Annotated in this window: 24 protein-coding genes and 1 pseudogene; 12 read left to right on the plus strand and 13 right to left on the minus strand. The window is 67.3% G+C overall.

The features are described from left to right. Positions 1-179 precede the first annotated feature (179 nt). The 4 genes from sutA to glnK form a co-directional block, all read right to left on the minus strand. Positions 180-512 carry a transcriptional regulator SutA gene (sutA, locus tag LRS53_RS20615; protein WP_017639573.1) on the minus strand — a complete coding sequence of 111 codons (333 nt, stop codon included), beginning with the start codon at positions 510-512 and terminating at the stop codon, positions 180-182. 71 nt (positions 513-583) lie between these two features. Beyond that, positions 584-1,003, minus strand: coding sequence for a secondary thiamine-phosphate synthase enzyme YjbQ (locus LRS53_RS20620; protein WP_093255020.1), 420 nt, complete (start codon positions 1,001-1,003; stop codon positions 584-586). A gap of 172 nt (positions 1,004-1,175) precedes the next feature. Next, positions 1,176-2,516, minus strand: a complete 1,341-nt coding sequence (locus tag LRS53_RS20625) for an ammonium transporter (RefSeq protein ID WP_026083673.1) — start codon at positions 2,514-2,516, stop codon at positions 1,176-1,178. 48 nt (positions 2,517-2,564) lie between these two features. Continuing rightward, on the minus strand, positions 2,565-2,903 hold the full coding sequence (glnK, locus tag LRS53_RS20630; protein ID WP_003096476.1) for a P-II family nitrogen regulator: 339 nt from the start codon (positions 2,901-2,903) through the stop codon (positions 2,565-2,567). Positions 2,904-3,297: 394 nt separating this feature from the next. Between glnK and LRS53_RS20635 the strand changes: the two genes are divergently transcribed. Together LRS53_RS20635 and LRS53_RS20640 are read left to right on the plus strand one after the other, a co-directional pair. Continuing rightward, a complete protein-coding gene (locus tag LRS53_RS20635) occupies positions 3,298-3,597 on the plus strand; it encodes an accessory factor UbiK family protein (RefSeq protein WP_064306842.1) in 300 nt (99 codons plus the stop codon). 62 nt (positions 3,598-3,659) lie between these two features. Continuing rightward, the gene (locus tag LRS53_RS20640; protein ID WP_184288875.1) at positions 3,660-5,150 is read left to right on the plus strand and encodes a YifB family Mg chelatase-like AAA ATPase; all 1,491 of its coding nucleotides are present in this window, start codon (positions 3,660-3,662) and stop codon (positions 5,148-5,150) included. On the opposite strand, the gene LRS53_RS20645 is transcribed toward LRS53_RS20640, so the two are convergent. The 3 genes from LRS53_RS20645 to LRS53_RS20655 form a co-directional block, all read right to left on the minus strand. Next, positions 5,147-5,338 (minus strand): hypothetical protein, encoded by a 192-nt coding sequence (locus LRS53_RS20645; RefSeq protein ID WP_027597468.1) that lies wholly within the window; start codon positions 5,336-5,338, stop codon positions 5,147-5,149. The two genes, LRS53_RS20640 and LRS53_RS20645, sit on opposite strands and share 4 nt — an antisense overlap. Before the next feature lie 128 nt (positions 5,339-5,466). Then, positions 5,467-7,437, minus strand: coding sequence for a methyl-accepting chemotaxis protein (locus LRS53_RS20650; protein WP_231357151.1), 1,971 nt, complete (start codon positions 7,435-7,437; stop codon positions 5,467-5,469). Positions 7,438-7,598: 161 nt separating this feature from the next. Next, entirely contained in the window at positions 7,599-8,528 is a 930-nt protein-coding gene (locus LRS53_RS20655) for a LysR substrate-binding domain-containing protein (protein ID WP_231357152.1), read from the minus strand. Positions 8,529-8,633: 105 nt separating this feature from the next. Between LRS53_RS20655 and LRS53_RS20660 the strand changes: the two genes are divergently transcribed. Beyond that, entirely contained in the window at positions 8,634-10,037 is a 1,404-nt protein-coding gene (locus LRS53_RS20660) for a NorM family multidrug efflux MATE transporter (protein WP_231357153.1), read from the plus strand. 118 nt (positions 10,038-10,155) lie between these two features. Beyond that, entirely contained in the window at positions 10,156-10,797 is a 642-nt protein-coding gene (locus tag LRS53_RS20665) for a LuxR C-terminal-related transcriptional regulator (RefSeq protein WP_231357154.1), read from the plus strand. On the opposite strand, the gene LRS53_RS20670 is transcribed toward LRS53_RS20665, so the two are convergent. Both LRS53_RS20670 and LRS53_RS20675 read right to left on the minus strand, forming a co-directional pair. Continuing rightward, positions 10,790-12,421 (minus strand): ATP-binding response regulator, encoded by a 1,632-nt coding sequence (locus tag LRS53_RS20670; protein ID WP_231357155.1) that lies wholly within the window; start codon positions 12,419-12,421, stop codon positions 10,790-10,792. The two genes, LRS53_RS20665 and LRS53_RS20670, sit on opposite strands and share 8 nt — an antisense overlap. Further along, a complete protein-coding gene (locus tag LRS53_RS20675) occupies positions 12,418-13,107 on the minus strand; it encodes a YoaK family protein (RefSeq protein ID WP_231357156.1) in 690 nt (229 codons plus the stop codon). Before LRS53_RS20675 ends, LRS53_RS20670 begins: the two co-directional genes overlap by 4 nt. Positions 13,108-13,216: 109 nt before the next feature. Here LRS53_RS20675 and LRS53_RS20680 point away from each other — a divergent pair. Both LRS53_RS20680 and LRS53_RS20685 read left to right on the plus strand, forming a co-directional pair. After that, positions 13,217-13,348 (plus strand): annotated as a pseudogene (locus tag LRS53_RS20680) (EamA family transporter); the annotation flags it as partial. Between the two features lie 81 nt (positions 13,349-13,429). Then, on the plus strand, positions 13,430-14,506 hold the full coding sequence (locus tag LRS53_RS20685) for a serine endopeptidase (RefSeq protein WP_231357157.1): 1,077 nt from the start codon (positions 13,430-13,432) through the stop codon (positions 14,504-14,506). Here the strand turns inward: LRS53_RS20685 and LRS53_RS20690 are convergent. Together LRS53_RS20690 and LRS53_RS20695 are read right to left on the minus strand one after the other, a co-directional pair. Continuing rightward, complete coding sequence (locus LRS53_RS20690) at positions 14,472-15,017, minus strand: GNAT family N-acetyltransferase (RefSeq protein ID WP_231357158.1); 546 nt, start codon at positions 15,015-15,017, stop codon at positions 14,472-14,474. The two genes, LRS53_RS20685 and LRS53_RS20690, sit on opposite strands and share 35 nt — an antisense overlap. Before the next feature lie 44 nt (positions 15,018-15,061). Then, positions 15,062-15,856 (minus strand): OBAP family protein, encoded by a 795-nt coding sequence (locus tag LRS53_RS20695; protein ID WP_017639588.1) that lies wholly within the window; start codon positions 15,854-15,856, stop codon positions 15,062-15,064. A gap of 229 nt (positions 15,857-16,085) precedes the next feature. Between LRS53_RS20695 and LRS53_RS20700 the strand changes: the two genes are divergently transcribed. The 5 genes from LRS53_RS20700 to LRS53_RS20720 all read left to right on the plus strand — a co-directional run bounded on the left by LRS53_RS20700 (position 16,086) and on the right by LRS53_RS20720 (position 19,198). Beyond that, the gene (locus tag LRS53_RS20700) at positions 16,086-16,844 is read left to right on the plus strand and encodes a ParA family protein (RefSeq protein WP_026083677.1); all 759 of its coding nucleotides are present in this window, start codon (positions 16,086-16,088) and stop codon (positions 16,842-16,844) included. Between the two features lie 73 nt (positions 16,845-16,917). Further along, the gene (locus tag LRS53_RS20705; RefSeq protein WP_231357159.1) at positions 16,918-17,610 is read left to right on the plus strand and encodes an AzlC family ABC transporter permease; all 693 of its coding nucleotides are present in this window, start codon (positions 16,918-16,920) and stop codon (positions 17,608-17,610) included. After that, positions 17,607-17,918: an AzlD domain-containing protein gene (locus tag LRS53_RS20710; RefSeq protein ID WP_231357160.1), complete on the plus strand. Its 312-nt coding sequence runs from the start codon at positions 17,607-17,609 to the stop codon at positions 17,916-17,918. The genes LRS53_RS20705 and LRS53_RS20710 overlap by 4 nt, the downstream gene beginning before the upstream one ends. Before the next feature lie 44 nt (positions 17,919-17,962). Then, complete coding sequence (locus LRS53_RS20715) at positions 17,963-18,790, plus strand: AraC family transcriptional regulator (RefSeq protein WP_231357161.1); 828 nt, start codon at positions 17,963-17,965, stop codon at positions 18,788-18,790. 177 nt (positions 18,791-18,967) lie between these two features. After that, on the plus strand, positions 18,968-19,198 hold the full coding sequence (locus tag LRS53_RS20720; RefSeq protein WP_231357162.1) for a DUF2934 domain-containing protein: 231 nt from the start codon (positions 18,968-18,970) through the stop codon (positions 19,196-19,198). On the opposite strand, the gene LRS53_RS20725 is transcribed toward LRS53_RS20720, so the two are convergent. Both LRS53_RS20725 and LRS53_RS20730 read right to left on the minus strand, forming a co-directional pair. Further along, positions 19,195-20,136 carry a GNAT family N-acetyltransferase gene (locus LRS53_RS20725; protein ID WP_231357163.1) on the minus strand — a complete coding sequence of 314 codons (942 nt, stop codon included), beginning with the start codon at positions 20,134-20,136 and terminating at the stop codon, positions 19,195-19,197. The two genes, LRS53_RS20720 and LRS53_RS20725, sit on opposite strands and share 4 nt — an antisense overlap. A 69-nt stretch (positions 20,137-20,205) precedes the next feature. Further along, positions 20,206-21,525 carry a Na+/H+ antiporter family protein gene (locus LRS53_RS20730; RefSeq protein WP_160924216.1) on the minus strand — a complete coding sequence of 440 codons (1,320 nt, stop codon included), beginning with the start codon at positions 21,523-21,525 and terminating at the stop codon, positions 20,206-20,208. A 270-nt stretch (positions 21,526-21,795) separates the two neighbouring features. Between LRS53_RS20730 and LRS53_RS20735 the strand changes: the two genes are divergently transcribed. Beyond that, positions 21,796-22,080 carry a hypothetical protein gene (locus LRS53_RS20735; RefSeq protein WP_231357164.1) on the plus strand — a complete coding sequence of 95 codons (285 nt, stop codon included), beginning with the start codon at positions 21,796-21,798 and terminating at the stop codon, positions 22,078-22,080. The last annotated feature ends 323 nt before the right edge of the window (positions 22,081-22,403 follow it).

Consider the following 22,403-nt stretch of genomic DNA (forward strand, 5'->3'; position numbering starts at 1 on the left):
CACCCATTAGGCTTTAGGGCGTTGCCAACATGTATGAGAGAGATGATGTAATCTGCATGGCCTGCCTTGCGACCATGGCTGCGGCCTTCACCGGCTTCATCATGGTGATGGCGCTGCTGTAACTGCCAGATAGACGAAACCCCGCCGAGGCGGGGTTTCGAAGGCGGTATGGCGTGGTCCTAGATGGGCCGACTGCCATACTTGCTGTCGGGCTTCTTGGGCGGATCGGCGACCACATTGGCGTCGATCTCCTGCACCTTGCCACCGCGGGCCAGAAAGTCCTGCATGGCCTTTTCCAACGCATCCCGCTCGCGCTGCTTGGCTTCCACCGAAGGCAGTTCCTCGGGCTCGGCTTCGCGCTTCTTCTTGGCCTTGCTGCCGGACGCGGGTGTTTCGCTTTCGCCGCTTTCCTCTTGCTCGGCGTCGTCGGTTGCGGCAGCGAAGTCTTCGTTATCGCCCTCTTCTTCCGCCCCGGTCTCCAGGTCGTCCTGCTCCAGATCTTCGTCGCTCATAAACCGCCTCCACAGACTTTGGCAAAATCGGACCGCGCGTTTTGACGCGGCCTCTTAAAAAAAATTCCTGGCTATTCGCCTTGCAGCGTCGCGATCAGCCGCCGCGCGCCACCCTGGTCGCGATGCTCGCCCAGGTAGATGCCCTGCCAGGTTCCCAGCGCCAGGCGCCCGGCCTGGACCGGTAGGCTCAGGCTGCAGCCAAGCAGACTGCTCTTGAAATGCGCAGGCAGGTCGTCCGGGCCTTCGTAGTCGTGCTCGTAACCGGCCTGCCCCTGGGGCACCAGCTGATTGAAGAACCGCTCGAAGTCGCGGCGCACCGCCCCGTCGGCATTCTCGTTGATGGTCAGCGAGGCCGAGGTGTGCTGCAGCCAGAGGTGCAGCAGGCCGATCCGGCATTCGCCAAGCTCGGGCAGTTGCTCCAGCACCTCAGCCGTGACGAGATGGAAACCACGCGCCCGCGCGCGCAGGGAAAAGGTCCGTTGCAACCACATGAACAACCCCCGCCGACTGACTGGGCGCGCATTCTAGCGCGACGATCGGAAAAGCAAAGCGGTGATTGCACACCGCTGGCGTGCAGTCTAGACACAGCAGGACGACGGTTGTTCCGGCCGTACGCCAGACGTGAAAAAGGCGCCTCGCGGCGCCTTTTTCCAGAGCGGCGGCTTACAGGTTGTAGCCACGCTCGTTGTGCAGGGTGAGGTCCAGACCCACGGTTTCCTCTTCCTCGTTGACTCTCAGACCCATGACCACGTCCAGCACCTTGAGGATCACGAAGGTGACGATGCCGGTGTAGACGATGGTGAAGGCCACGCCCTTGAACTGGATGAACAGCTGGGCGCCGATATCGGTGACGGTGCCGAAGCCCCCCAGGGCCGGGGCGGCGAAGACCCCGGTCAGCAGAGCGCCGACGATGCCGCCGATGCCGTGCACGCCAAAGGCGTCCAGGGAGTCGTCGTACCCCAGCTTGCGCTTGAGGCTGGTGGCGGTGAAGAAGCACACCACACCGGAAACCAGACCGATGATCAGGGCGCCCATAGGGCCGGCGGTACCGGCGGCCGGGGTGATGGCCACCAGACCGGCGACCACGCCGGAGGCGATGCCCAGGGCGCTCGGCTTACCGTGGGTGATCCACTCGGCGAACATCCAGCCCAGGGCGGCGGCGGCGGTAGCGATCTGGGTGGTCAGCATGGCCATGCCGGCGGTGCCGTTGGCAGCGGCGGCGGAACCGGCATTGAAGCCGAACCAGCCGACCCACAGCATGGCGGCACCGACCAGGGTATAGCCCAGGTTGTGCGGCGCCATGGGAGTGGTGGGATAGCCCTTGCGCTTGCCCAGGACCAGGGCCGCGACCAGGCCGGCCACACCGGCGTTGATGTGCACCACGGTGCCACCCGCGAAGTCCAGTACGCCCCAGTCCCACATCAGGCCGCCGTCACCGCTCCAGACCATGTGGGCGATGGGGGCGTAGACGAAGGTGAACCACAGGCCGGTGAAGACCAGCATGGCGGAGAACTTCATGCGCTCGGCGAAGGCGCCGACGATCAACGCCGGGGTGATGATGGCGAAGGTCATCTGGAAGGTGACGAAGACGCTTTCCGGGAACAGTGCGGTAGCCGAGGTGACGGCATCATGCTCCAGGGTGGACAGGAAGGCCTTGCTCAGGCCACCGATGAAGGAATTCAGATTGGTGACGCCCTTCTCCATGCCGGTGGTGTCGAAGGCCAGGCTGTAGCCGTAGACCATCCACAGGATGCTGATGAGACCGGTGATGGCGAAGCACTGCATCATCACCGAGAGGACGTTCTTGGCACGCACCATGCCGCCGTAGAACAGCGCGAGACCAGGGATGGTCATGAACAGCACCAGGGCCGTCGAGATCAGCATCCAGGCCGTATCGCCGCTGTTGATTGCTGGTGCCGCAGCCGCTTCCTGGGCCATGGCCAGGCCCGGCAGCGCTACGAAAGACATGAGGGCTCCTAGCCCTGCGTAGGTGCGCAGAGTCATCGTTGTTTCTCCTGGGGCTCGTGTGGGGTTGGGCGGTCGGTTAACGCGTCAGATGGCGTCTGTGTCGGTTTCGCCGGTACGGATGCGGATGGCTTGCTCGAGATTCACCACGAAGATCTTGCCGTCACCGATCTTGCCGGTGTTGGCGGCCTTGGTGATGGCCTCGATGACGCGATCGAGTTGATCGTCGGCGATGGCGACGTCGATCTTGACCTTGGGCAGGAAGTCGACGACGTATTCGGCGCCGCGATAGAGCTCGGTGTGGCCCTTCTGACGGCCAAAGCCCTTGACCTCGGTAACGGTGATGCCTTGCACACCGATCTCGGACAGCGACTCACGCACGTCGTCGAGCTTGAACGGCTTGATGATGGCGGTGACTAGTTTCATGAAACTTCTCCCGATTGAGTTGACTTGCCCCAGGAAAACAAACCCCGGCCCAAGTCTAGCGCAGTGACCGTCTGTTTAACCGTCGGCGTGGTAATCGCCGTGGTTACGGCAGAAGCGGCCAGAGCGCGCCTCTACCCCAGGCGTCCGCTGACGCCCGTCTCTGCTTCGGCAGTAGCAGAAAGCTTGCCAGGTTTGTGAAGGGGGCCGTATTACCGGGGCCGGTAGGCCTGGCGCGCCTCCTGACAGGGCAGACCACCGGTCATGGGGCAGGACTTTGCACCAACAGCGAACAGCTCTGGCACGGGGATGGCACCAAAGCGGTGCAGTCGTGGCTGTCCGGGGCACGGGAGCCGCTGTGCTACACTCGGGCTTTGATTACAGGCAGGGAATAACCATGTCCACGACCCGTTCGCTGTTCGACTCCCTGACTCAGCAGGCCAGCCGGCTGTTCGGTCAGGACTCGCCGCTGCCCAAGGCGGAAATCGAGAGCCAGTTCAAGGCCCTGCTCCAGGGTGCGCTGAGCAAGCTCGATGTGGTCAGCCGTGATGAATTCGATGCGCAGATGGCGGTGCTGGCCCGCACGCGTGCGCGTCTGGAGGCTCTCGAAGCGCGTCTGAACGAGCTGGAGAACAGCCGGAGCCAGGACGTGAAGCCGCCGGTGACCCCGGCCACGGATGTCGCCGCCGCCGACTGACCTTAAAGGCGCGCCAGGATGGTGCGGCCTGCTGTCTAGCGAAGCACGATCAAGGAGAGATCATGTCGCTTGCCCTCGTTCATACCCGCGCCCAGGTGGGCGTGGAAGCGCCGCCGGTGGTGGTCGAGGCGCACCTGGCCAATGGCCTGCCCGCCCTCACTCTGGTGGGCCTGCCGGAGACCGCCGTGCGCGAAGCCAAGGATCGGGTGCGCAGCGCCATCCTCACGGCCGGTTTCGAATTCCCCAGTCGCCGCATCACCCTCAATCTCGCTCCCGCCGATCTCCCTAAAGACGGCGGGCGCTTCGATCTCGCCCTGGCCATCGGCATCCTCGCCGCCAGCGGGCAGCTGCCGGCGCAAGGCCTCGACGGCTACGAATGCCTGGGGGAGCTGGCCTTGTCGGGCGCGGTGCGGGCGATTCGCGGCGTACTGCCGGCGGCGCTGGCCGCCCGAACGGCGGGCCGTATCCTGGTGGTGCCTCGTGCCAATGCCGAAGAAGCCTGCCTGGCCAGCGGCCTGACGGTGCTGGCGGTCGATCACCTGCTGGAGCTCGCCGGCCATTTGAGCGGCCAGGCGCCGCTGGCGCCCTATCGGCCCAGCGGCCTGCTGCGCACCCCGCTGCCCTATCCCGATCTCGCCGAGGTCCAGGGACAGCAGGCGGCCAAGCGTGCCCTGGTGGTAGCTGCAGCCGGTGCCCACAACCTGCTGCTCGCCGGACCGCCGGGAACCGGCAAGACCCTGCTCGCCAGCCGCCTGCCAGGGCTCCTGCCGCCCCTGGACGAAGAAGAGGCGCTGCAGGTGGCCGCCATCCATTCGGTGGCCGGACCCGAGCCGCTGGAACACTGGCCGCAGCGACCCTTTCGTCAGCCGCACCATTCGGCGTCGGGTCCGGCGCTGGTGGGCGGTGGCAGCCGCCCTGGCCCTGGCGAGATCACCCTGGCCCATCGCGGGGTGCTGTTTCTCGACGAGTTGCCGGAATTCGATCGCAAGGTGCTGGAGGTGCTGCGCGAGCCCCTGGAAAGTGGCGAGATCGTCATCGCCCGGGCGCGCGAGCGGGTACGCTTTCCGGCGCGCTTCCAACTGGTGGCGGCGATGAATCCCTGTCCTTGCGGCTACCTGGGCGACCCCAGCGGCCGCTGTCGCTGCAGTCCGGAGCAGATCCAGCGCTATCGAGGCAAGCTGTCCGGTCCGCTGCTGGACCGCATCGACCTGCACCTGACCGTGGCCCGCGAGCACCTGCGCCTGGGCGCCTCACCGGCTGCCGAACTCACCACGGCGGAGGCCGCACGCCAGGTCGCCGAGGCCCGGGCCATCCAACTGGCGCGCCAGGGCCGCCCCAACGCCCTGCTCGGCCTCGATCAGCTGCACCAGGTATGTGTCCTGAGCGAAGCCGATCAGCGCTGGCTGGAAGGCGCCGGCGAACGCCTGAATCTGTCCCTGCGCGCCCTGCACCGGGTGGTCAAGGTAGCCCGCACCCTGGCCGATCTGGCCGGCCAGGCCGAGATCCAGCGGGCGCAGCTAGCCGAAGCGCTGCAGTATCGGGCGAGTCACTAGGCGCCGGCAGGCGGACCATAGTGCCGCGGCGGCTCCTGCAGCCGATCTCGCAGCGCCTGGTTTTCCTGGGCCAGCTCGAAGCACATGGCCCGCCATTGGTGGGCCAGCTCGCGATAGTCGTCGCGCTCCGCCCGTAGCGTGGTCAGCATGCGTTCGACGGCCTGCACCGCCTCGTTGGATACGCCCATGACACCCCTCCTCTTATACTGTATTTGCATACAGTAGTCAGAGTATTGCAGGCAGGCAAGCGCCAAGGTGCGCAGGAATGAAAAAGGGAGGCCTAAGCCTCCCTTTCGGTTCTGCTAGAAAGATCCGGTTAGCTGAAGCGGCCTACCTCGGCGCTCAGGTCTTCCGCCAAGTGCCGCAGCTCGCCAGCGGTACCGGCCAGGACCTCGGCGGCATCGCGCTGGGCGGCGTTGTCCACGGCGATCGCCTGGATGTTGCGGCTCAGCGCCGTGGCGGTGGTGCTCTGCTCGGCAGTGGCCTGAGCGATGCCGGAGAATTGCTCCACCGCCTCGGCGACCTGCTGGTCGATGCTGCGCAGCGCCTGGGCCACATCGGCGTTACGCGCCAGGCCCTGCTCCATGAGGCGATTGCCTTCGTCGATGGCGCCCATGGCGCGCTGGGTTTCGCCCTGCACCGCGCCGATCATCTGGGAGATCTCGCGGGTGGCCTCGCTGGTGCGACCGGCCAATTGCCGGACTTCATCGGCGACCACGGCGAAGCCACGGCCTTGCTCACCGGCGCGGGCCGCTTCGATGGCCGCGTTGAGCGCCAGCAGGTTGGTCTGCTCGGCGATCCCGCTGATGACGCCGATGATGCCGCCAATCTGCTGGGAGCGGCCATCCAGGCCCTTGATCAGTTCGGCGGTGCTGGCCAGGGAATCGGCAATCTGCTCCAGGGCGCCCGAGGCGCCCTGCATGGCCTGGGTACCGGTGCGGGTCTGCTGGGCGTTTTCCTGCACCAGACGCTCGGTGCGCTGCATGCCGTCGGCGATATTCTGGGCGGTGGCGCTGAATTCCTCCACGGCGCTGGCCATGCTGTCGATCTGGGTGGACTGCTCGGCGGAGCGTCTGAGGGTCTGGTCGGAGAGCTGGCTCAGTTGCTGGGAGCGCTCGGTGACCGCGCGCGAGGAGCCACGAACCTGCTCGACGGTGGAGGCCAGCGCATCGGCCATCTGGTTGAAGCTCTGGGCGAGTTCGCCGATCTCGTCGTGGCTGCGCGCCTCGACGCGCACGCTGAGCTGACCGCGACCCAGGGCCTGGGCCCGCTCCACCAGCTGGCCCAGCGGGCTGAGCTTGCGGCGCAGCAGCACGACCGAGGCGACCACCGCCAGCACCAGGGCGATCAGGCTGCCGATGGCCAGGCGCAGGCCAACCGCGTGTACCGGTGCGTCCAGCTCGGCCTTGGGCAGGGTGGCGACCACGGTCCAGCCTTCACCGGCGACCGGGGTGCTGACGCTGAGGAATTCTTCATTACCGTCCCGCCAGCTGTGTTCACGCTGCTTGGGATCGTTCTTGAGGGCGGCGAGGAGCTCGTTGGCCTGCTTGGCATTGGCCGGTGGCACCAGCCAGTTGCCCTGTTCGTCGAGCAGGGCCAGGGAGCCGGTCTCGCCGATGCGCAGCTGGGTCAGCTGGGCCAGTTGCTGGGCCTGGGCGTCGGTGTAGTCGAAGCCGACATAGAGCACGGCGATGATCTGGCCCTGGGCATCACGCACCGGGCTGTACTGGGTCATGTAGGAGCGGCCGAACAGCTGGGCGCGACCGACGTAGGTCTGGCCCTGGAGCAGGCCGGCATAGCCGGGGTGCTTGCGGTCCAGGCGGGTACCGATGGCGCGACTGCCGTCCTGCTTCTTTAGCGAGGTGGTGATGCGGGTGAAGTCTTCGCCATCGCGCACAAAAATGGTGGCGGTACCGCCGGTGAGGCGGGTGAAATCATCGACCTGGGTGAAGTCGTTGTTCAGCACTTCACCCTTGTAGAGCAGCACCGGGGTATCGGTGCCGGCGACGACGGTGCGTTCGCTGCCACGCGTCAGGCCACCATCGAAGCGACGTTCGAACAGGTTGGCCAGCCGCTGGGTGCTGATCTTCAGGGTACTGAGAAAGGTCTGCTGCTGATCGGAGAGCAGCCGGGCCTCGCTGCCCAGGTGCTTGCGCTGGGTACCTTCGATGGACACGCTCAAGGCATGCAGGGCGAACAGACAGCTGCCGGCGATCACGACAATCAGTACCAGACTGAGGGCCAAGGCAAGTTGTCGGGCGATACTACGACGCGGGGATATGACCATAGGGGGCTCCAAAGCACCTACATCCCTGTAGGGCAGTACGAAATTTGAGGGCAAGGGTCTACATCAGGACGAACCGCTCTACGGCGGTCTTCTTAGCGATGAACGATTAGTTTATCGGCTGGAGCATCGCGAACTAAAGCGAATGACGGATGCCTGGCGCCTTATTTGTGGCGAGCGACCTCTGGGAGGCTCTGGGACGCCACTTCCCGCTGCAGGAAGTCAGCCAGCTGGCGAACGCGTGCCTGCCCCCGACGATTGCGTGGCCAGACCAGGTAATAGGCATCGCCGCTGGCCACCGCCTCGGGCCAGGGCAAGGCGATGAGCCCGGCCGCCACGTCTTCGGCCAGCATCACCAGATCCCCGATGGAAACCCCGTAGCCACGCGCGGCAGCGGCCATGCCCAGCTCCAGGGTGTCGAACACCTGGCCACCACTCAGGGACACCGCCTGGGTCAGGCCCATGGCCTGCAGCCAGCGGCGCCAGTCGCGCCGGTCTAAGGTAGGATGCAGCAGCTCCTCCCGCTGCAGGCGCGCCAGGTCCCAGACGCCTTCCCGGGCGGCAGCCGGCGAGCAGACTGGCACCAGCCATTCCTCGAACAGTGGCACCACTTCCCAGTCCGCCGGGAAGCGTCCGTCGCCGAGCAGCACCGCGCAATCGAAGGGCTCATGGACGAAATCGACCCGGTCGCTGGCCATCCAGACACTGGTGAGCTGGATGTCCAGTTGCGGACTGAGCTGGCGAAAACGCGCCAGCCGCGCCAGCAGCCAGCGCAGCGACAGGGTGGTGGGCGCCTTGAGTCTCAGGGTGCCCTCGGCCACGGCGAGATTGCCGCAGGCTCGCGCCAGCGCCTCGAAGCCCTCGCTCAGGCCCGGCAAGAGCAGCTTGCCGGGTTCGGTCAGCGCCAGCTGCCGCCCGGCGCGCTCGAACAGGCGGCAGCCAAAGGTCTCCTCCAGCGTCCGCACATGGCGACTGACCGCACTCTGGGTCAGCGACAACTCCTGAGCCGCGCGGGTGAAGGAGCCATGGCGAGCAGCGGCCTCGAAGGCGCGCAGGGCATACAGCGGCGGCAGCCGCGAGGGGACGTCGGGCATGACTCTGACTCATGGATGGCATGGCTATTTTCCGATTGTGGAAGGCGCGACCGCATCCAACAATGAGTTCTTGTCAAAGTCGGCCCTGCTCAGCGAGATCCACCCATGTCTCTGCCGCGTCACGAGTTGCTCGCGCTGTTGCGCCTCGCCCTGCCCCTGATCGGTGCGCAGCTGGCCTATGTAGCCATGGTTTTCACCGACACCCTGATGATGGGCCGCCTGGGCCCGGCAGTTCTGGCCGGTGGTGGCCTGGGGGCGGCGGTCTATTCCTTCGTCTCGGTGATCTGCGTGGGGGTGATCACCGCGGTGGCCAATCTGGCGGCCTTGCGCCGGGGCGCGGGCGATATCGAAGGCGTGGCGGCGGTGACGGCGGCGGGGATCTGGATCGCCGCGGTGCTGGCGCTGCTGGCCGGCACCCTGCTGTGGCACAGCGAACCGCTGCTGGCCCTGGCCGGCCAGCCGGAAGAGAGTCGTCAGGCGGCCGGCGTCTTCCTGCGCTGCCTAGCCTTCGCCCTGCCCGGCCATCTGCTGTTCATGACCCTGCGCGGTTTCACCAGCGCCCTGGAGCGACCCGGACCGGTGCTGACCATCGTGCTCGGCGCCGCGGTGCTCAATGCCCTGTTCAACCTGGCGCTACTGCACGGCTGGGGTGGCCTGCCGCAACCCGGGCTGCCAGGCATCGGCATGGTGACGGCGGTGGTGATGAATGGCGCAGCCCTGGGCCTGGCGCTGTATATCGCTCGCCATCCGGCCTATGCCGCCTATCCCCTGCACCGCTATCTGCGCCGCCCGGATCGTCGCGCCCTCGCCGATACCCTCGGCCAGGGCCTGGCGATCAGTGGCACCTATGCGGTGGAAGCCTGCCTGTTCCTCTCCGCGGCGCTGTGCATGGGTGCCCTCGGCGCCACCGCCCTGGCGGCCCATCAGATCGCCAATCAGCTGGTGTATCTGGTGTTCATGTTGCCAGCCGGCCTCTCTTACGCCACCAGCATCCGTATCGGCCAGCACCAGGGCGCCGGGCGGCCGCGCGAGGCCCTGCTGGTGGGGCGGCTGGCGATCGGCGGCGGCGCGCTGGTGATGCTGGGCATCGCCCTGCTGTTCTGGAGCTTTCCCGCCTGGCTGGTGGGGTTGTTTCTGCCGGATGGCCACAGCCCGGTCAGCGAGCTGGCGCGGCAGCTGGTGCTGATCGCGGCAGTGTTCGTCATCTTCGATGGCACCCAGAGCATCGCCCAGGGAGCGCTGCGCGGCATCCGTCAGGCGCGCCTGGGTTTCTACGGCGGATTGCTCTGCTACTGCCTGATCGGCGCCAGTGGCGCCTGGCTGCTGGGCGTCCGGTTGGGTATCGGCCCCCATGGCGTCTGGTGGGGCCTGGCATTTGGACTGGCCTGTGCGGCGCTGCTGCTGACCGGCGCCTTCGAGTGGCTGATGCGGCGGCAACTGGGCGCAGGTCCCGTGCAGGACCTGCCGGAGCCACTGGCCGCGCCGCGCGGCATGGCACAAAACGGCTGAGCGCTGTGGCGGCGCAGGCGTTTTACCAAGTGGTCCACCCTTGGGGCCTGCGCTAGACTAGAAGTTTTGGGCCACCCCGGCGTTGCGACCGGTGTCCAGAGCCCCAGGATAGCCAGAGATGCAACGTTTCATCGTCGCTGACGACCATCCGCTGTTTCGTGAAGGCCTGGTGCGCATCCTGCGTCAGCTGCAGCCACAGGCGCAGGTGGAGCAGGCCGACAGCCTGCAACAGGTCCTGGAACTGGCGCGCCAGGGCGAGCCGCCTAGCGGGCTGCTGCTGGACCTGCTTTATCCCGGGCAGGATCTGAGCTTTTCGCTGCGCGCCCTGCGCCAGGAATTCAAGCGCAGCACTCTGATCGTGGTCTCCATGCTCGAAGACGCCACGGTGATCGAGCACATCCTGGCGGCGGGCGTGGATGGCTTCATCGGCAAGGCCCTGCCGCCGACGGCCATGGCCGAGGCCATCGCCGACTGTCTCGCCGGGCAACCGGTGGTGCGCTACGCCACGCCGAGTCTGGCCCCGACCAGCCTGGCACCCGATAACCGGCTGCAGGCGCTGACGCCGCGGCAGTTGGAGGTACTCGGTTTGATCACCCAGGGCCTGAGCAACAAGGAGATCGCGCGGATCCTGACCATCTCGCCCTTTACCGTGCGCATCCATGTGTCCGCGCTGCTGCGCACCCTGGGCGTCGGCACCCGCGCCGCAGCGGCCGCCTTTGGCGCCAAGACCGGCCTCGGCGCCCAGCGTCCGCTTAGGTAGCCGCGACGCGAAAGGCCAGCAGCAGGGCGCGCAACTCCGCCGGTCGTACCGGCTTGGCCAGCACCGGAATCTCGGCATCGCCTAGCGTCTGCTGGACTTGCGGGATGTCATGGCCGGTCACCACGATGGCCGGGATACGGCGGCCCTGCAGCCGGTTGAGATAGGCGATGCAGTCGGCACCCGAGGCACTGCGATCCAGATCGAAATCGGTGATCACCAGGTCGCAGGCCACGGCGCCGGCGGGGATACTGGTGGCGGTGGCGACCTCGCAGCCCCAGCTGCGCAGCAGGGTCGCGGTGGCCAGCAGCACATTGGCATCGTCTTCGATGAGCAACACCCGCCAGCCGGCGAGCAGGTGCTGGGGGCCGCTCGCCGGTCTTGGCCGCGCCTCCAGCGGCACGGCGGCCAGTGGCAATCCCTGGAGGCTAACCGCCGTGCCCCGCCCGGGCCGCGAGCGGATGATCAGCTGCAGTTCCAGCAAGGTGGCGATGCGCTGCACGATGGACAGGCCAAGGCCGACCCCCTCGATGTCGCGATCCCGTGTCTCCCGCACCCGGTAGAACTCCTCGCACAGATGCGGCAGGTGCTCGGCGGCGATGCCCGGCCCCTGGTCGTAGACCACCAGGGCGAGCTGGCCCTGGCGCCGCCGCACCGCCAGCAGCAGAGGCTTGCCCGGGGCGTACTTGAGGGCGTTGGACAGCAGATTCTGCAGCGAGGTAAGCAGCAGCGCCGGATCGCTGTAGACCTGCAGCCCGCAGGCGCGCCAGCGGATCTCCACCCCGGCCCAGCGCGCCGCCTCGGCGTTCTGCTGCACCAGGTCACCGAACAGGGTATCCAGATCGACCACCGTACGCCGCGGGCTGACCCGCTGCTGATCGAGGGTGTAGATGTTCAGCAGCGAGCGGAACAGCTGTTCGACGCCCAGCAGGGAGCGGTCGATGTTGTCGACCAGCCGGCCTTGCTCGGCGCTCAGCTGGCCATCGCGCAGGCAGGCGGTGAACAGGCCGATGGAATGGATCGGCTGGCGCAGGTCATGGCTGGCCTGGGCCAGGAAGCGCGCCTTGGCCAGGTTGGCCGCCTGGGTCTCGCGCAGCGAATCCTGGATGCGGGTCAGCAGGAAATAGACGTAGCCGGGCACCAGCAGCGCGGTCACCAGCATCATCAGGGCCACCGTGGGATAGCGCTGCAGGAAAGGCATCCCGGCGATGATGGCGGCCAGGGCGGTCAGTGACAGTCCGGTGGCCAGCAACAGGTAGCCACGCCCATAGCGCAGGCCATTGCCCACCGTGACCCAGAGCAGCACGCCGAACAGTGGCAGCAGGGCCTCGCCGCTGGTGATGGAGGAAAAGGTGATGGCGCTGAAGTCCAGGCTCATGGCCAGGAGGCGCCGCCAGGGCTTCACCCCCGGCCGCCGCCGGACCTCGAAGAACAGCCCGATGGCCACCACGGCGAACAGCGCGTAGCACAGCAGGTTGGCCAGCAGGATGGCGCTACCGAACAGGCCGCAGGCCCAGGCGCCGATGATGTAGGCCGAGGCCGGCAGGATGAAGGCCAGGCGAACCTTGGCCTGGCCGAGTTCGGGATCGCGGGCGCTGACGCCCAGGGCAGGGGTCGCTTCGCTCATGACGCCAGATAACCCAGTTGCCAGGCTCGCGGGATCAGGCGAAAGATCACCGCCAGAATTGCCGCCAGTGCCGCGCAGGCATACCAGGCCGCCAGACCCAGGCCCGCCTCCAGGGCAGCGCCCAGCACCCCGCCCAGCAGCATGCCCAGCCAGGGCACCAGCTGGATGCGCCAGCCGCGACGGCGTTCGCCCAGCAGCCAGTGGCCCAGACCGCGCCCGAAGCGCGACAGGGCGCCGGTGACGTAGGTGAGGCCGATGGGCAGGCCATAGACCTGCTCCACCACCGCATTGACCATGCCCATGGCGAACACCCCGGTCAGCAGCGCCAGGCGCCCCGCGGACAGGCTGGCCGCCAGGGCCAGCAGCAGGGCCAGCAGGCCGAGCAGCAGGCAGGCGCGCTGGCGGGTCAGCCGCTGCAGCAGCACGCCGCCGGCGTTGCCCAGCACGAAGGTGGCGATGGCCAACGCCAGGTGCCCCACGGCAGCCCAACGACCCGCCGCCACATCGGCCGCTAGACGGGTGGTATTACCGCTCATGAAGGAAACGAAATTGCCGGAGGCGAGAAAGCCGATGGCATCGGTCATGCCAGCCAGCAGTGACAGCCCGGCGACCAGCGCCAGGCCGACCGCACCGTGGCGTGGCGTCACGGGCGGAGCGAGGGGCGGAAGAGCAGCAGAGGGATTCATGGCGGCCATCCTGGCGCGGTAGCGAAAACGACCGCCAGTGTGCGGCGTCGGGGGTTCTGGCGCCATGGGCGGCCTCCTGGAAGGCGCCCTGGGCTAGACTGGAGGCCTCGTGACCACGCCCCTGTTCGCCCTGGTACTGCTCGCCGCCTTGCTGCACGCCGGCTGGAACGCCCTGCTCAAGATCGGTCTCGATCGCTTTCTCACCGCCAGCCTGATCCAGATCGGCGCCGGCCTCGCCGCCGGGGTGGTGGCGATCAAGCTGGCCTGAGCGAGAGGACCAGGGAGCGGCTAAGCTGAGCCTTCTTTCGACCAGGAGGGATCCATGGGCAAATCGTTGCGGCTTTCGGAAAAGTGGTTCAATCGCGGCCTCTGGCTGCTGGCGTTGGTGTTCGCCGGCTTTCTGATCGGCCTGGGTGGCACCCTGGTCGGCGATCTGCCCCAGGTCGAGCGCCAGCAAGGTCTGGAAGACTTCATGGACCCGGTGGCCACCGCCACGGCGCGTGGGGACCAGCGCCAGGCGCACCAGGCTCGACGCACGGCCCAGGACGCCCTCGACCAGGCCCAGTTGCAGCAGACCGCGGCGGCGCGCAGCTACCGGGCCAACCGCGAGACCTTCGACAACTGGCTGGCCACCCGCCAGAGCACCCAGCGCCCCGAGCAGGACGCCGAGCTGATCGCCCGTAGCCGCGCCCTGGACGAGCTCAAGGCCGGTGAGCGCCGAGCCGAGCAGCAGGTCGAACGCCAGGAACAGGCGCTGCTGGATGCCGAGCAGCGCGCCAACGCCGCTGAGCGTACCTTGGCCACCCTTGGCGAGTCGGCGCAGTCCGCCTGGCTGGAGGCCCGCCAGCAGGCCGAGCTGCGGGTCTTTCTCTATCGTCTGGCCCTGACCCTGCCACTGCTGGCGGTGGCGGCCTGGCTGTTCGTCCGGCAGCGCAAGAGCACCTGGTGGCCCTTCGTCTGGGGCTTCATCTTCTTCGCGCTGTTCGCCTTTTTCGTCGAGCTGGTGCCCTATCTGCCCAGCTATGGCGGCTATGTGCGCTATCTGGTGGGCATCCTGCTGACGGTGCTGGGTGGACGCCATGCCATCCGCGCGCTGCAGGACTACCGCGCCCGCCTGGCGCTCAAGGAAGCCCAGCCGGATACGGTGCGCCGCGAGGAATTGCACTACGACACCGCCCTGGCGCGCCTGGCCAAGGGCGTCTGCCCGGGCTGCGAGCGACCGGTGGACCTCAAGGATGCGGGGATCGACTTCTGCCCACATTGCGGCATCGGCCTGCACGACCACTGCGGCGCCTGCCAGACGCGCAAGAGCGCCTTCGCACACTTCTGCCAGGCGTGTGGGACGGCGGCGCGTGGGCCCGTGACTACCCCTGCTGCGCCAACCACTGCGCCCGGGTGAGCGCCCAGCACTCCGCGGGGAGCCGTCCGCTCACGCTGTCCATCTCCAGGCAGGCGATACGCTGCATGCCTTCGCGCTGCGACAGCCGGCGGGAGCCTTCGTTGGCGATCACCTTGGTCACCCGCAGACTCGGTCGTGCGAGTGTCTGGAACCAGTAGCGATTGAGCTCGACACAGGCCTCGCTCATGAAACCCTGCCGCCAGTATCCGGGATCGAGCCAGAAGCCGCGCTGGTTGTCCGGCTCCTCCTGCAGACTGGCCAAGCCGATCAGCTCGTCCGGTCGCGCCTGCAGCCGTAGCGTCCAGCACCAGTGAGTACCCGCGGCCATGCCGGGCAGGACCAGATCACGGACGAAACTCAGGGCACCGTCCGCGGGATAGGGCCAGGGCACCCTGGCCGAGAGGTACCGCACGATCTCCCACTGCGGAAAGATCCGCTGGATCACCCCGGCATCCTCCAGCTGCAAGGGGCGCAGCAGCAGGCGGGGCGTATACAACGTGGGCAAGGACATGGGCGGACTCCAGAGGGTTACCTGACCGGAGCCTAACCCAAGCCTCAGGGCTTGTTCGAACTGGTATTGACGCCCTGCTCGGTGTGCTCGCCATCGTGGTTGTGCAATTGGCCGGTGGGGTCCTGCAGCTGGATGACCTTGCCCTGTTGCCAGGCGTCGGCGCCGGGGGCGACCGTGGGGGTTGGCAGATCGGCGCGGGCGGCCTTGGTTTCGGTGCTGGAAATGCCCAGGCGGCGGTCACGTTCGGCGAGCAGCTTGGGATCGAGCTGGCCGTCGGCGGTGAAGCCCATCATCAGTTGGGGGACGCCCAGGGGCAGCTGCAGATCCTGGTCGGTATGCCAGGTGTGCCAGGTCTTGCCATAGGTGTGCACCAGCTTGTCCATCAGCCGGTGCTCGGCCACCTGGGGCACGCCGGGTGCGACCAGCTGACCCGACTTCACCTCGTGTACATGGCTGTGCCAGAGCGCCTTCTCGGCCTCGGGCAGGGTCTTGAACAGCCGCTCGCTGATGATGTACTCGACCCCCATCAGCTTGGCGTCGGCGACGTTGCCGTCGTAGATCACGCACTGGAACATCTCTTCGCCCAGGACGCTGCAATAGTGGTGGGCTTCCATCTGGCCGTGGGGATGGCCATTGTAGAAATGGAAGCCGTCCAGGTAAGTGTTGAGGGCGGCGATGGGCGGTTTGCGCTGCAAGACATCGGCGCCGGCTTCGAGCACCCGGGTATCGGTCTGGGCAGGGGCACCCGGTACCGGTACCGGCGACTGGGTATCGTTGGCGGCCTGGGCCAGGGGAGCACAGGCGAGCAGCAGCAAGGTGGAAAGTCGACGGGTATTCATGGTGGATTCTCGGCGGAAGCTTGCCGAGTTCGAAGGGCGAGCAGGCGCCAAGGTTCCACCGTTGCGCTAGTCTCGTCATACAGCTGTCATGCAATGGCCATAAATTCGTCATCGTCCGAGCGTGGCGTTTCGGTATAAGCGAAACGGTCGATCGGGCCTTGTGCCTCTGGCTTTCCATTTCTGTCGGGACGACTCAATGAACGCACACAGCTCTCCAGCCGGTCATGCCCTGCGCCGCGTGGTCTTCAACAAGAAGGGTGGCGTCGGCAAGTCCAGCATCGCCTGCAACCTGGCGGCCATCAGCGCCCACGAGGGCTATCGCACCCTGCTGGTGGACCTCGATCCCCAGGCCAACTCCAGCCAGTACCTCACCGGCCAGGTAGGCGACGACCTGCCCCACGGCATCGCCGACTTCTTCAAGCAGACCCTGAGCGGCGGCAAGAAGGCCCAGGCCAACATCCATGCCACCGCCTGGCCGAATCTGGATCTGATCGCCGCCTCGGGCGAGCTGACCGAGCTGCAGTTCAAGCTCGAATCCAAGTACAAGATCCAGAAGCTCGCCAAGTACCTCGACAAGCTCGGCGAAGACTATGACCGCATCTACCTGGATACCCCGCCGGCGCTGAACTTCTACAGCATCTCGGCATTGATCGCCGCCGATCGCTGCCTGATCCCCTTCGACTGCGATGTCTTCGCCCAGCAGGCGCTGTACGACCTGATCGAGGAGCTGGACGAGATCCGCGAGGACTACAACGACAGGCTCACCGTCGAAGGCATCGTCATCAACCAGTACCACGCCCAGGCCAGCACCCCACGCCAGCTGATCGAGGAACTCCAGGCGCGCGACCTGCCGGTATTGGCGGCGCCGCTGATGGCCTCGGTGAAGATGCGCGAGTCCCACCAGCAGCATCGTCCGCTGATCCATCTGGACCCTGGCCACAAGCTGACCAAGCAGTACCTGGAACTCTTCGCCCTGCTGGAGAAGTAGCGCAAGAACGTTCAAGACAGGCCGGGGCGCGGGGCGTCACTCTGGGGTTTCCCCGCTATCCGGAGCCCTGCCGATGACCGCTTCCCGCCGCCGCGCCTTCCTGCAGGGCGCCTGGCAGATCATGCCGCTGTCGCTGGCTTGCGCGCCCTGGGGCATCCTGGTCGGCGCCCTGGCCATCGAGACCGGCCTCAGCGTGCTGGAAGGCCAGGCCTTCTCCCTGCTGGTGTTCGCCGGCGCGGCGCAACTGGTGGCCCTGGGCATGCTCAAGGCCGGCGCGGGCCTGGCCACCATCCTACTGACCACCCTGCTGCTGACCTCCCAGCACCTGCTCTATGGCCTGCATATGCGACGGGTGCTGGCGCCCCAACCACTGCCCTGGCGCCTGGGCTTCGGCTTTCTGCTCACCGACGAATTCTTCGCCCTTAACCATGCCGAACAACCGGCGGGCTTCGACCGCTGGCGCGCCCTGGGCATGGGCCTGAGCTTCTACCTGCTGTGGAATCTCTTCACCCTGGCCGGCCTGCTGCTGGGGCGAGTGCTGCCCAACCTGGGCGCCCTGGGCCTGGATTTTTCCATCGCCGCCACCTTCATCGCCCTGGTGGTGCCCCTGGTGCGTGACCTAGCCACGGTCGCCTGCGTGCTCACCGCGCTGCTGGTGTCGGTCTGGCTGCATCACCTGCAGTGGCAGGGCGCCCTGGTGCTGGGCGGACTGGCGGGCATGAGCGTGGGCTTCTTGGTGCGGCGTCTGCGGGAGCGCCTGCAATGATCCTCGCCACCGTGCTGGGCATGGCCGCCCTGGTCTTCTTCAATCGCTATCTCTTTCTCGAACCGCGCCTGCCGCTACACCTGGGGCGCCGCCTGCGCACCTTCCTGGAATTCGCCGTGCCGGGGATGCTCACCGCCATCTGCGGCCCTCTCCTGTTCTCGGGCGAAAAGTCGCTGGTCGCGACCCTGGTCGATCCCTATCTGCTCGCGGGCCTGGCCGCGGTGGGGCTGATGCTGTGGACCCGGCAGGTGTTGACCACGGTGATCCTGAGCATGGGGGTGTTCTATCTACTGCGCTGGTTGCTGTAGCGCGGTAAGGTGGAATCGGGCACGGTCGATGCCCTGAGAGTCTCATGAACGGACCACAAGAAAACGCCCGCCTCTGGACGGCGCGCGGACTGGGCGGTGTCGAGTTGCTGCATGCCCGGTACCGCCGCCAACGCTTCGCCCCCCATGTGCACGAAGGCTATGTGTTCACCGTGATCGAACGCGGCGCCCAGCGCTTTCGTCATCGCGGCGCCGAACACCTGGCCGCGACCGGCAGCATGGTGCTGATCAATCCGGACGAGTTGCACACCGGGGCGACGGCGGTAGAGGAAGGCTGGCAGTACCGCGGCTTCTATCCGACGCTGGCGCAGCTGGCGCCGGTCTTCGCCGAGCTGGGACGCCCGCTCGATGCCACCCCGGCCTTCGCCACCAGTGTGCTGCAGGATCCCCAGGTGAGCGCGGCCTTCAGCCAGCTGCATCGACTGGCCGATGGTGACGCCGAGGCCCTGGAACAGCAGACCGTCTGGCGCGAGGCGCTGCTGCTGCTGTTCGGGCGCCATGCCCGCCTGGGTGCCCTGGCAGAACCCGGCCACGAACCCCTGGCGGTGCAGCATGCCCGCGAATTGCTCGGCGCGCGCCTGCAGCAACCGCCCAGTCTCGAAGAGCTGGCACAGGCGGTGGGGCTGTCGCCCTTTCATTTCCTGCGGGTGTTCCGCCGGGCCACGGGCCTGCCGCCCCACGCCTGGCTCAAGCAGCAGCGCCTGACCCGCGCCCAGGGCCTGCTGCGCGCCGGTTGGGCGCCGCTGGAAGTGGCCCTGCAGCTGGGTTTCGCCGACCAGAGCCATCTCAATCGCCAATTCAAGCAGGCCTACGGGGTGGCACCGGGCGCCTATCGCCGCGCCTGGCAGGGCTAGCCGGGTACCGACGAACGGTCTTGGCCGCTGAAGCGGCATGCCAGAGCCCTGCAAGCGGCAAGAGGGCCGGGATGGTTGGGATCTTGGAGAAACTTTCCACTGTCGTCCCGGGCCTAGTCAGGATGAGCGCCGGTCCTGCCGACCGCTCTCCCTTGCCTTTTGCCAGAGGTTACCGGTATGACACTCGAAGAACGCATCCGCCAGCGCGCCTATGAAATCTGGGAACGCGAAGGTCGTCCCCATGGCCAGGATTTCGAGCACTGGTTCCGGGCCAATCGCGAACTGGAAGACCAGCCCGACGACAACCTGACCCAGGTCGGCGGCATCCAGAGCAGCGTCGCCCCGCCGGCACCCAAGCCGCGCAGCCGGTCGCGCAAGAAGACCGCTGAGGACAGCACCAAGGCCTAACGCCAGTCGTCCAGCAACCAGACCTTGGGATGATCGTAATGAGCCTCGCCCCGGTGCAGGGTGATGCCGAGGATCTCGCTGCGAAATCCCTGCGCCAGCAGCCAGCGGTAGGCCCCCAGGCGGGCGGTGTTGACGCCGGCCAGCAGGCGCTGCTGGCCATGGTCCCGGGCCAGGCCGTCGCAGGCGGCGATCAGCCGGGCGAAGCGCGCCTCGGCCCCCGTACCGGGCAGGACCGCCGCGCACTTCACATAGCAGACCCCGGTGCCCGCCTCGCTGTGGGGACCGAAATGGCAGACGGCGAAGCCCTCCGCCCGGCCCTGCGCGTCCTGCAGCAGCAGACTCTCGCCGAGTTGCTGTTCACGCACCGCGGCCATTTCGGCGGAGACATCCAGCCCTGGCGCATTGGCCCGGCCCACCTCGGCGCAGGCTGCCAGCAGCCGGTCGGGCTCGGCCGACAGGGAAAAGCGCAGTGCAGGCGGTGCCGCCTGTGTTTGCAGCGGACGCGCCATCACCGCGGTCAGGGTACGCGGCCAGAAGCCGAAGCCCTGGTAGAGCCCCAGGTGGCGCGGACTGTCGGGAAAGGTGAAGAGTCCGGCATGCACCAGCTGCCAGGCATCGAGTTGCTCGACCGCGGCGCCCATCAGCGCCTTGGCCACCTTGGCGTCCCAATAGTCCGGATGCACGGCCAGCGGCCCGAGGATGCCGTGGCGCCCCCAGCGGGTGACGCAGACCGCGCCAACCAGTCGCTCGCCGTCGAGGGCCTTGAACCAGGCGGTGTGGGGCGCGGCGAAGCGACTGCGCACATAGTCGCGGTCGTTCCAGAATTCGCCTGGCTCGGCGGCGCCCATCCAGGTGGCGAAGGCCAGGCGCACCACCTCGGTGGTGGCGGGCAGGTCGGCGGCGGTGAGGGGTTCGACATTGAAGGCGGGGCTGGACATGGGCGGCTCCTTGGCTGTACGCCTTGGACCCGCCCAGCCGGGGCTTTTCGCCCAGGCGGCAATCGCCAGTTACAGCAGCAGCACCGCGGCCCAGCCGAACAGCAGCATCGGCAGGCTGAAGTGCAGGAACGACGGCACCACGGTGTCCCAGATATGGCTGTGCTGGCCGTCGACGTTGAGGCCCGAGGTGGGGCCCAGGGTGGAATCCGAGGCCGGCGAACCCGAGTCGCCGAGGGCACCGGCGGTGCCGATCAGGCAGACGATGGCCAGCGGCGAAAAGCCCAGGTGCAGGCACAGCGGACCCAGGATGGCGGCGAGGATGGGCACGCTGGAAAAGGACGAGCCGATGCCCAGGGTCACCAGCATGCCCAGCAGCAGGAGCAGCAGCGCGCCCAGGGCGCGGTTGTCACCGATCAGGCCGGCGGCGGTGGCGGCCAGGTCCTTGATCTGGCCGGTGGCGGTGAGCACCTCGGCGAAGCCGCCGGCGGTCAGCATGATGAAGCCGATCACCGCCATCATCTTCGCGCCCTCGCTGAACAGATCGTCCGCCTCGCGCCAGCGCACCACGCCGGTGGCGGTAAAGACCACGAAGCCGACCAGGGCGCCAAGAATCATGGAGTCCAGCCAGAGCTGCACGCCAAAGGCGGCGATCACGGCGATCAGCGCCACCAGCAGGGTGCGGCCATTGTAGGGCCGGTCGGCCCGCTCGGTGCGCGCCACTAGGCTCAGGTCGTATTGGCGCGGTCGGCGATAGCTGACAAAGACCGCCAGCAGCAGGCCGACCACCATGCCCAGGGCCGGCAAGAACATGGCGCGGCTGGGATCGACGCCGCTGACGTCCACCCCGGCGCGGGCCACGCTGGCCAGCAGGATGTCGTGCAGATAGAGACTGCCGAAGCCCACCGGCAGGAACATGTAGGGGGCGATCAGGCCAAAGGTCATGACGCAGGACAGCCGCCGCCGGTCCAGCTCCAGGCGCGTCAGCACATAGAGCAGCGGTGGCACCAGCAGCGGGATGAAGGCGATGTGGATGGGCAGGATGTTCTGCGAGGCGATGGACACCGCCAGCAGCAGGCCGAGCAATGCCCAGCGCAGCGAGCGTCCGCCCTGGGCAGCCTGACGCTCCATCAGCGCCAGGGCGCGATCGGCCAGCATGTGGGCCAAACCCGACTGGCTGATGGCCACGGCGAAGGCGCCCAGCAGCGCATAGGAGAGCGCCACCTTGGCGCCATTGCCCAGGCCGGCGTTGAAGGCCAGCAGGGTGCCCTCCAGCCCCAGGCCGCCCACCAGGCCACCGGCCACCGCGCCGGCGATCATCGCCACCACCACGTGCACCCGGGCCAGACTCAAGACCAGCATGAGTCCTACCGCTACCACCACCGCATTCATCGCCAGCTCCGCACCACCAGAAGGGCGCGCACTCTGCCGCAGCCCGGCACGGGCGTCAAAGGCCGGGGATGGATGGCGCGGCGCCTGGCTTACCCCCGAGCACGGCGGCGGCAGCTGCCTGCAACTACGTCAGCCACCAAGACCGATTAAGTGCCGGGGCAGGCTCATAGGATGAAAGGGGCATCGCGCAATCGCTCTGGACTGAACCTTTCAGCGCACGGTGACGTCTGAGTCGCACGCTTTCACGGTCACAACAAGGACGAGCTGCCCATGCAAAACGCCATTGATATGCTGATTACCGCGTTCAGCCCGCATTCCTGCCTGGCCGTCCCCCGCCGCGCCGACCGCACCCTGCTGTTCACCGTCACCGACACGGCCCGCGCGGTCACGGTCACCAAGGCGATCCCCCTGTGCAACCTGGAATGCCAGACCACGCTGGCCACCGTGATCAAGGATCTACAGCGCGACCTCGATCGTGCGATCGGCACCCTGAGTCCGGAAAGCCTCGCCGACCTGCGCCAGCGCGGTCCACGGGTGCAGCGGTTCGAGAGCTGAGCGGAGATCGCAGGGGGGATCAAGCGCCTGTTGAGCCGCCCTCATCCCAGCCCTCTCCCAGAGGGAGAGGGGGCAACACAGCGCGAGGCAGACAGAGGAGTGATCGCGGGATGCCTCCCCTGTAGGAGCGGCCCATGGCCGCGATCCACGAGGCGTCGGCCCTCACCCCGGCCCTCTCCCAAGGGAGAGGGGGCAACACAGTGCGAGGCAGACAGAGGAGTAATCGCGGGATGCCTCCCCTGTAGGAGCGGCCCATGGCTGCGATCCGTGAGGCGTCGGCCCTCACCCCGGTCCTCTCCCAAGGGAAGAGGGGGTCATTCGGA

Origin of the sequence: Pseudomonas sp. PLB05 (assembly GCF_021106615.1) — a bacterium.
Lineage (GTDB): Bacteria > Pseudomonadota > Gammaproteobacteria > Pseudomonadales > Pseudomonadaceae > Chryseomonas > Chryseomonas benzopyrenica.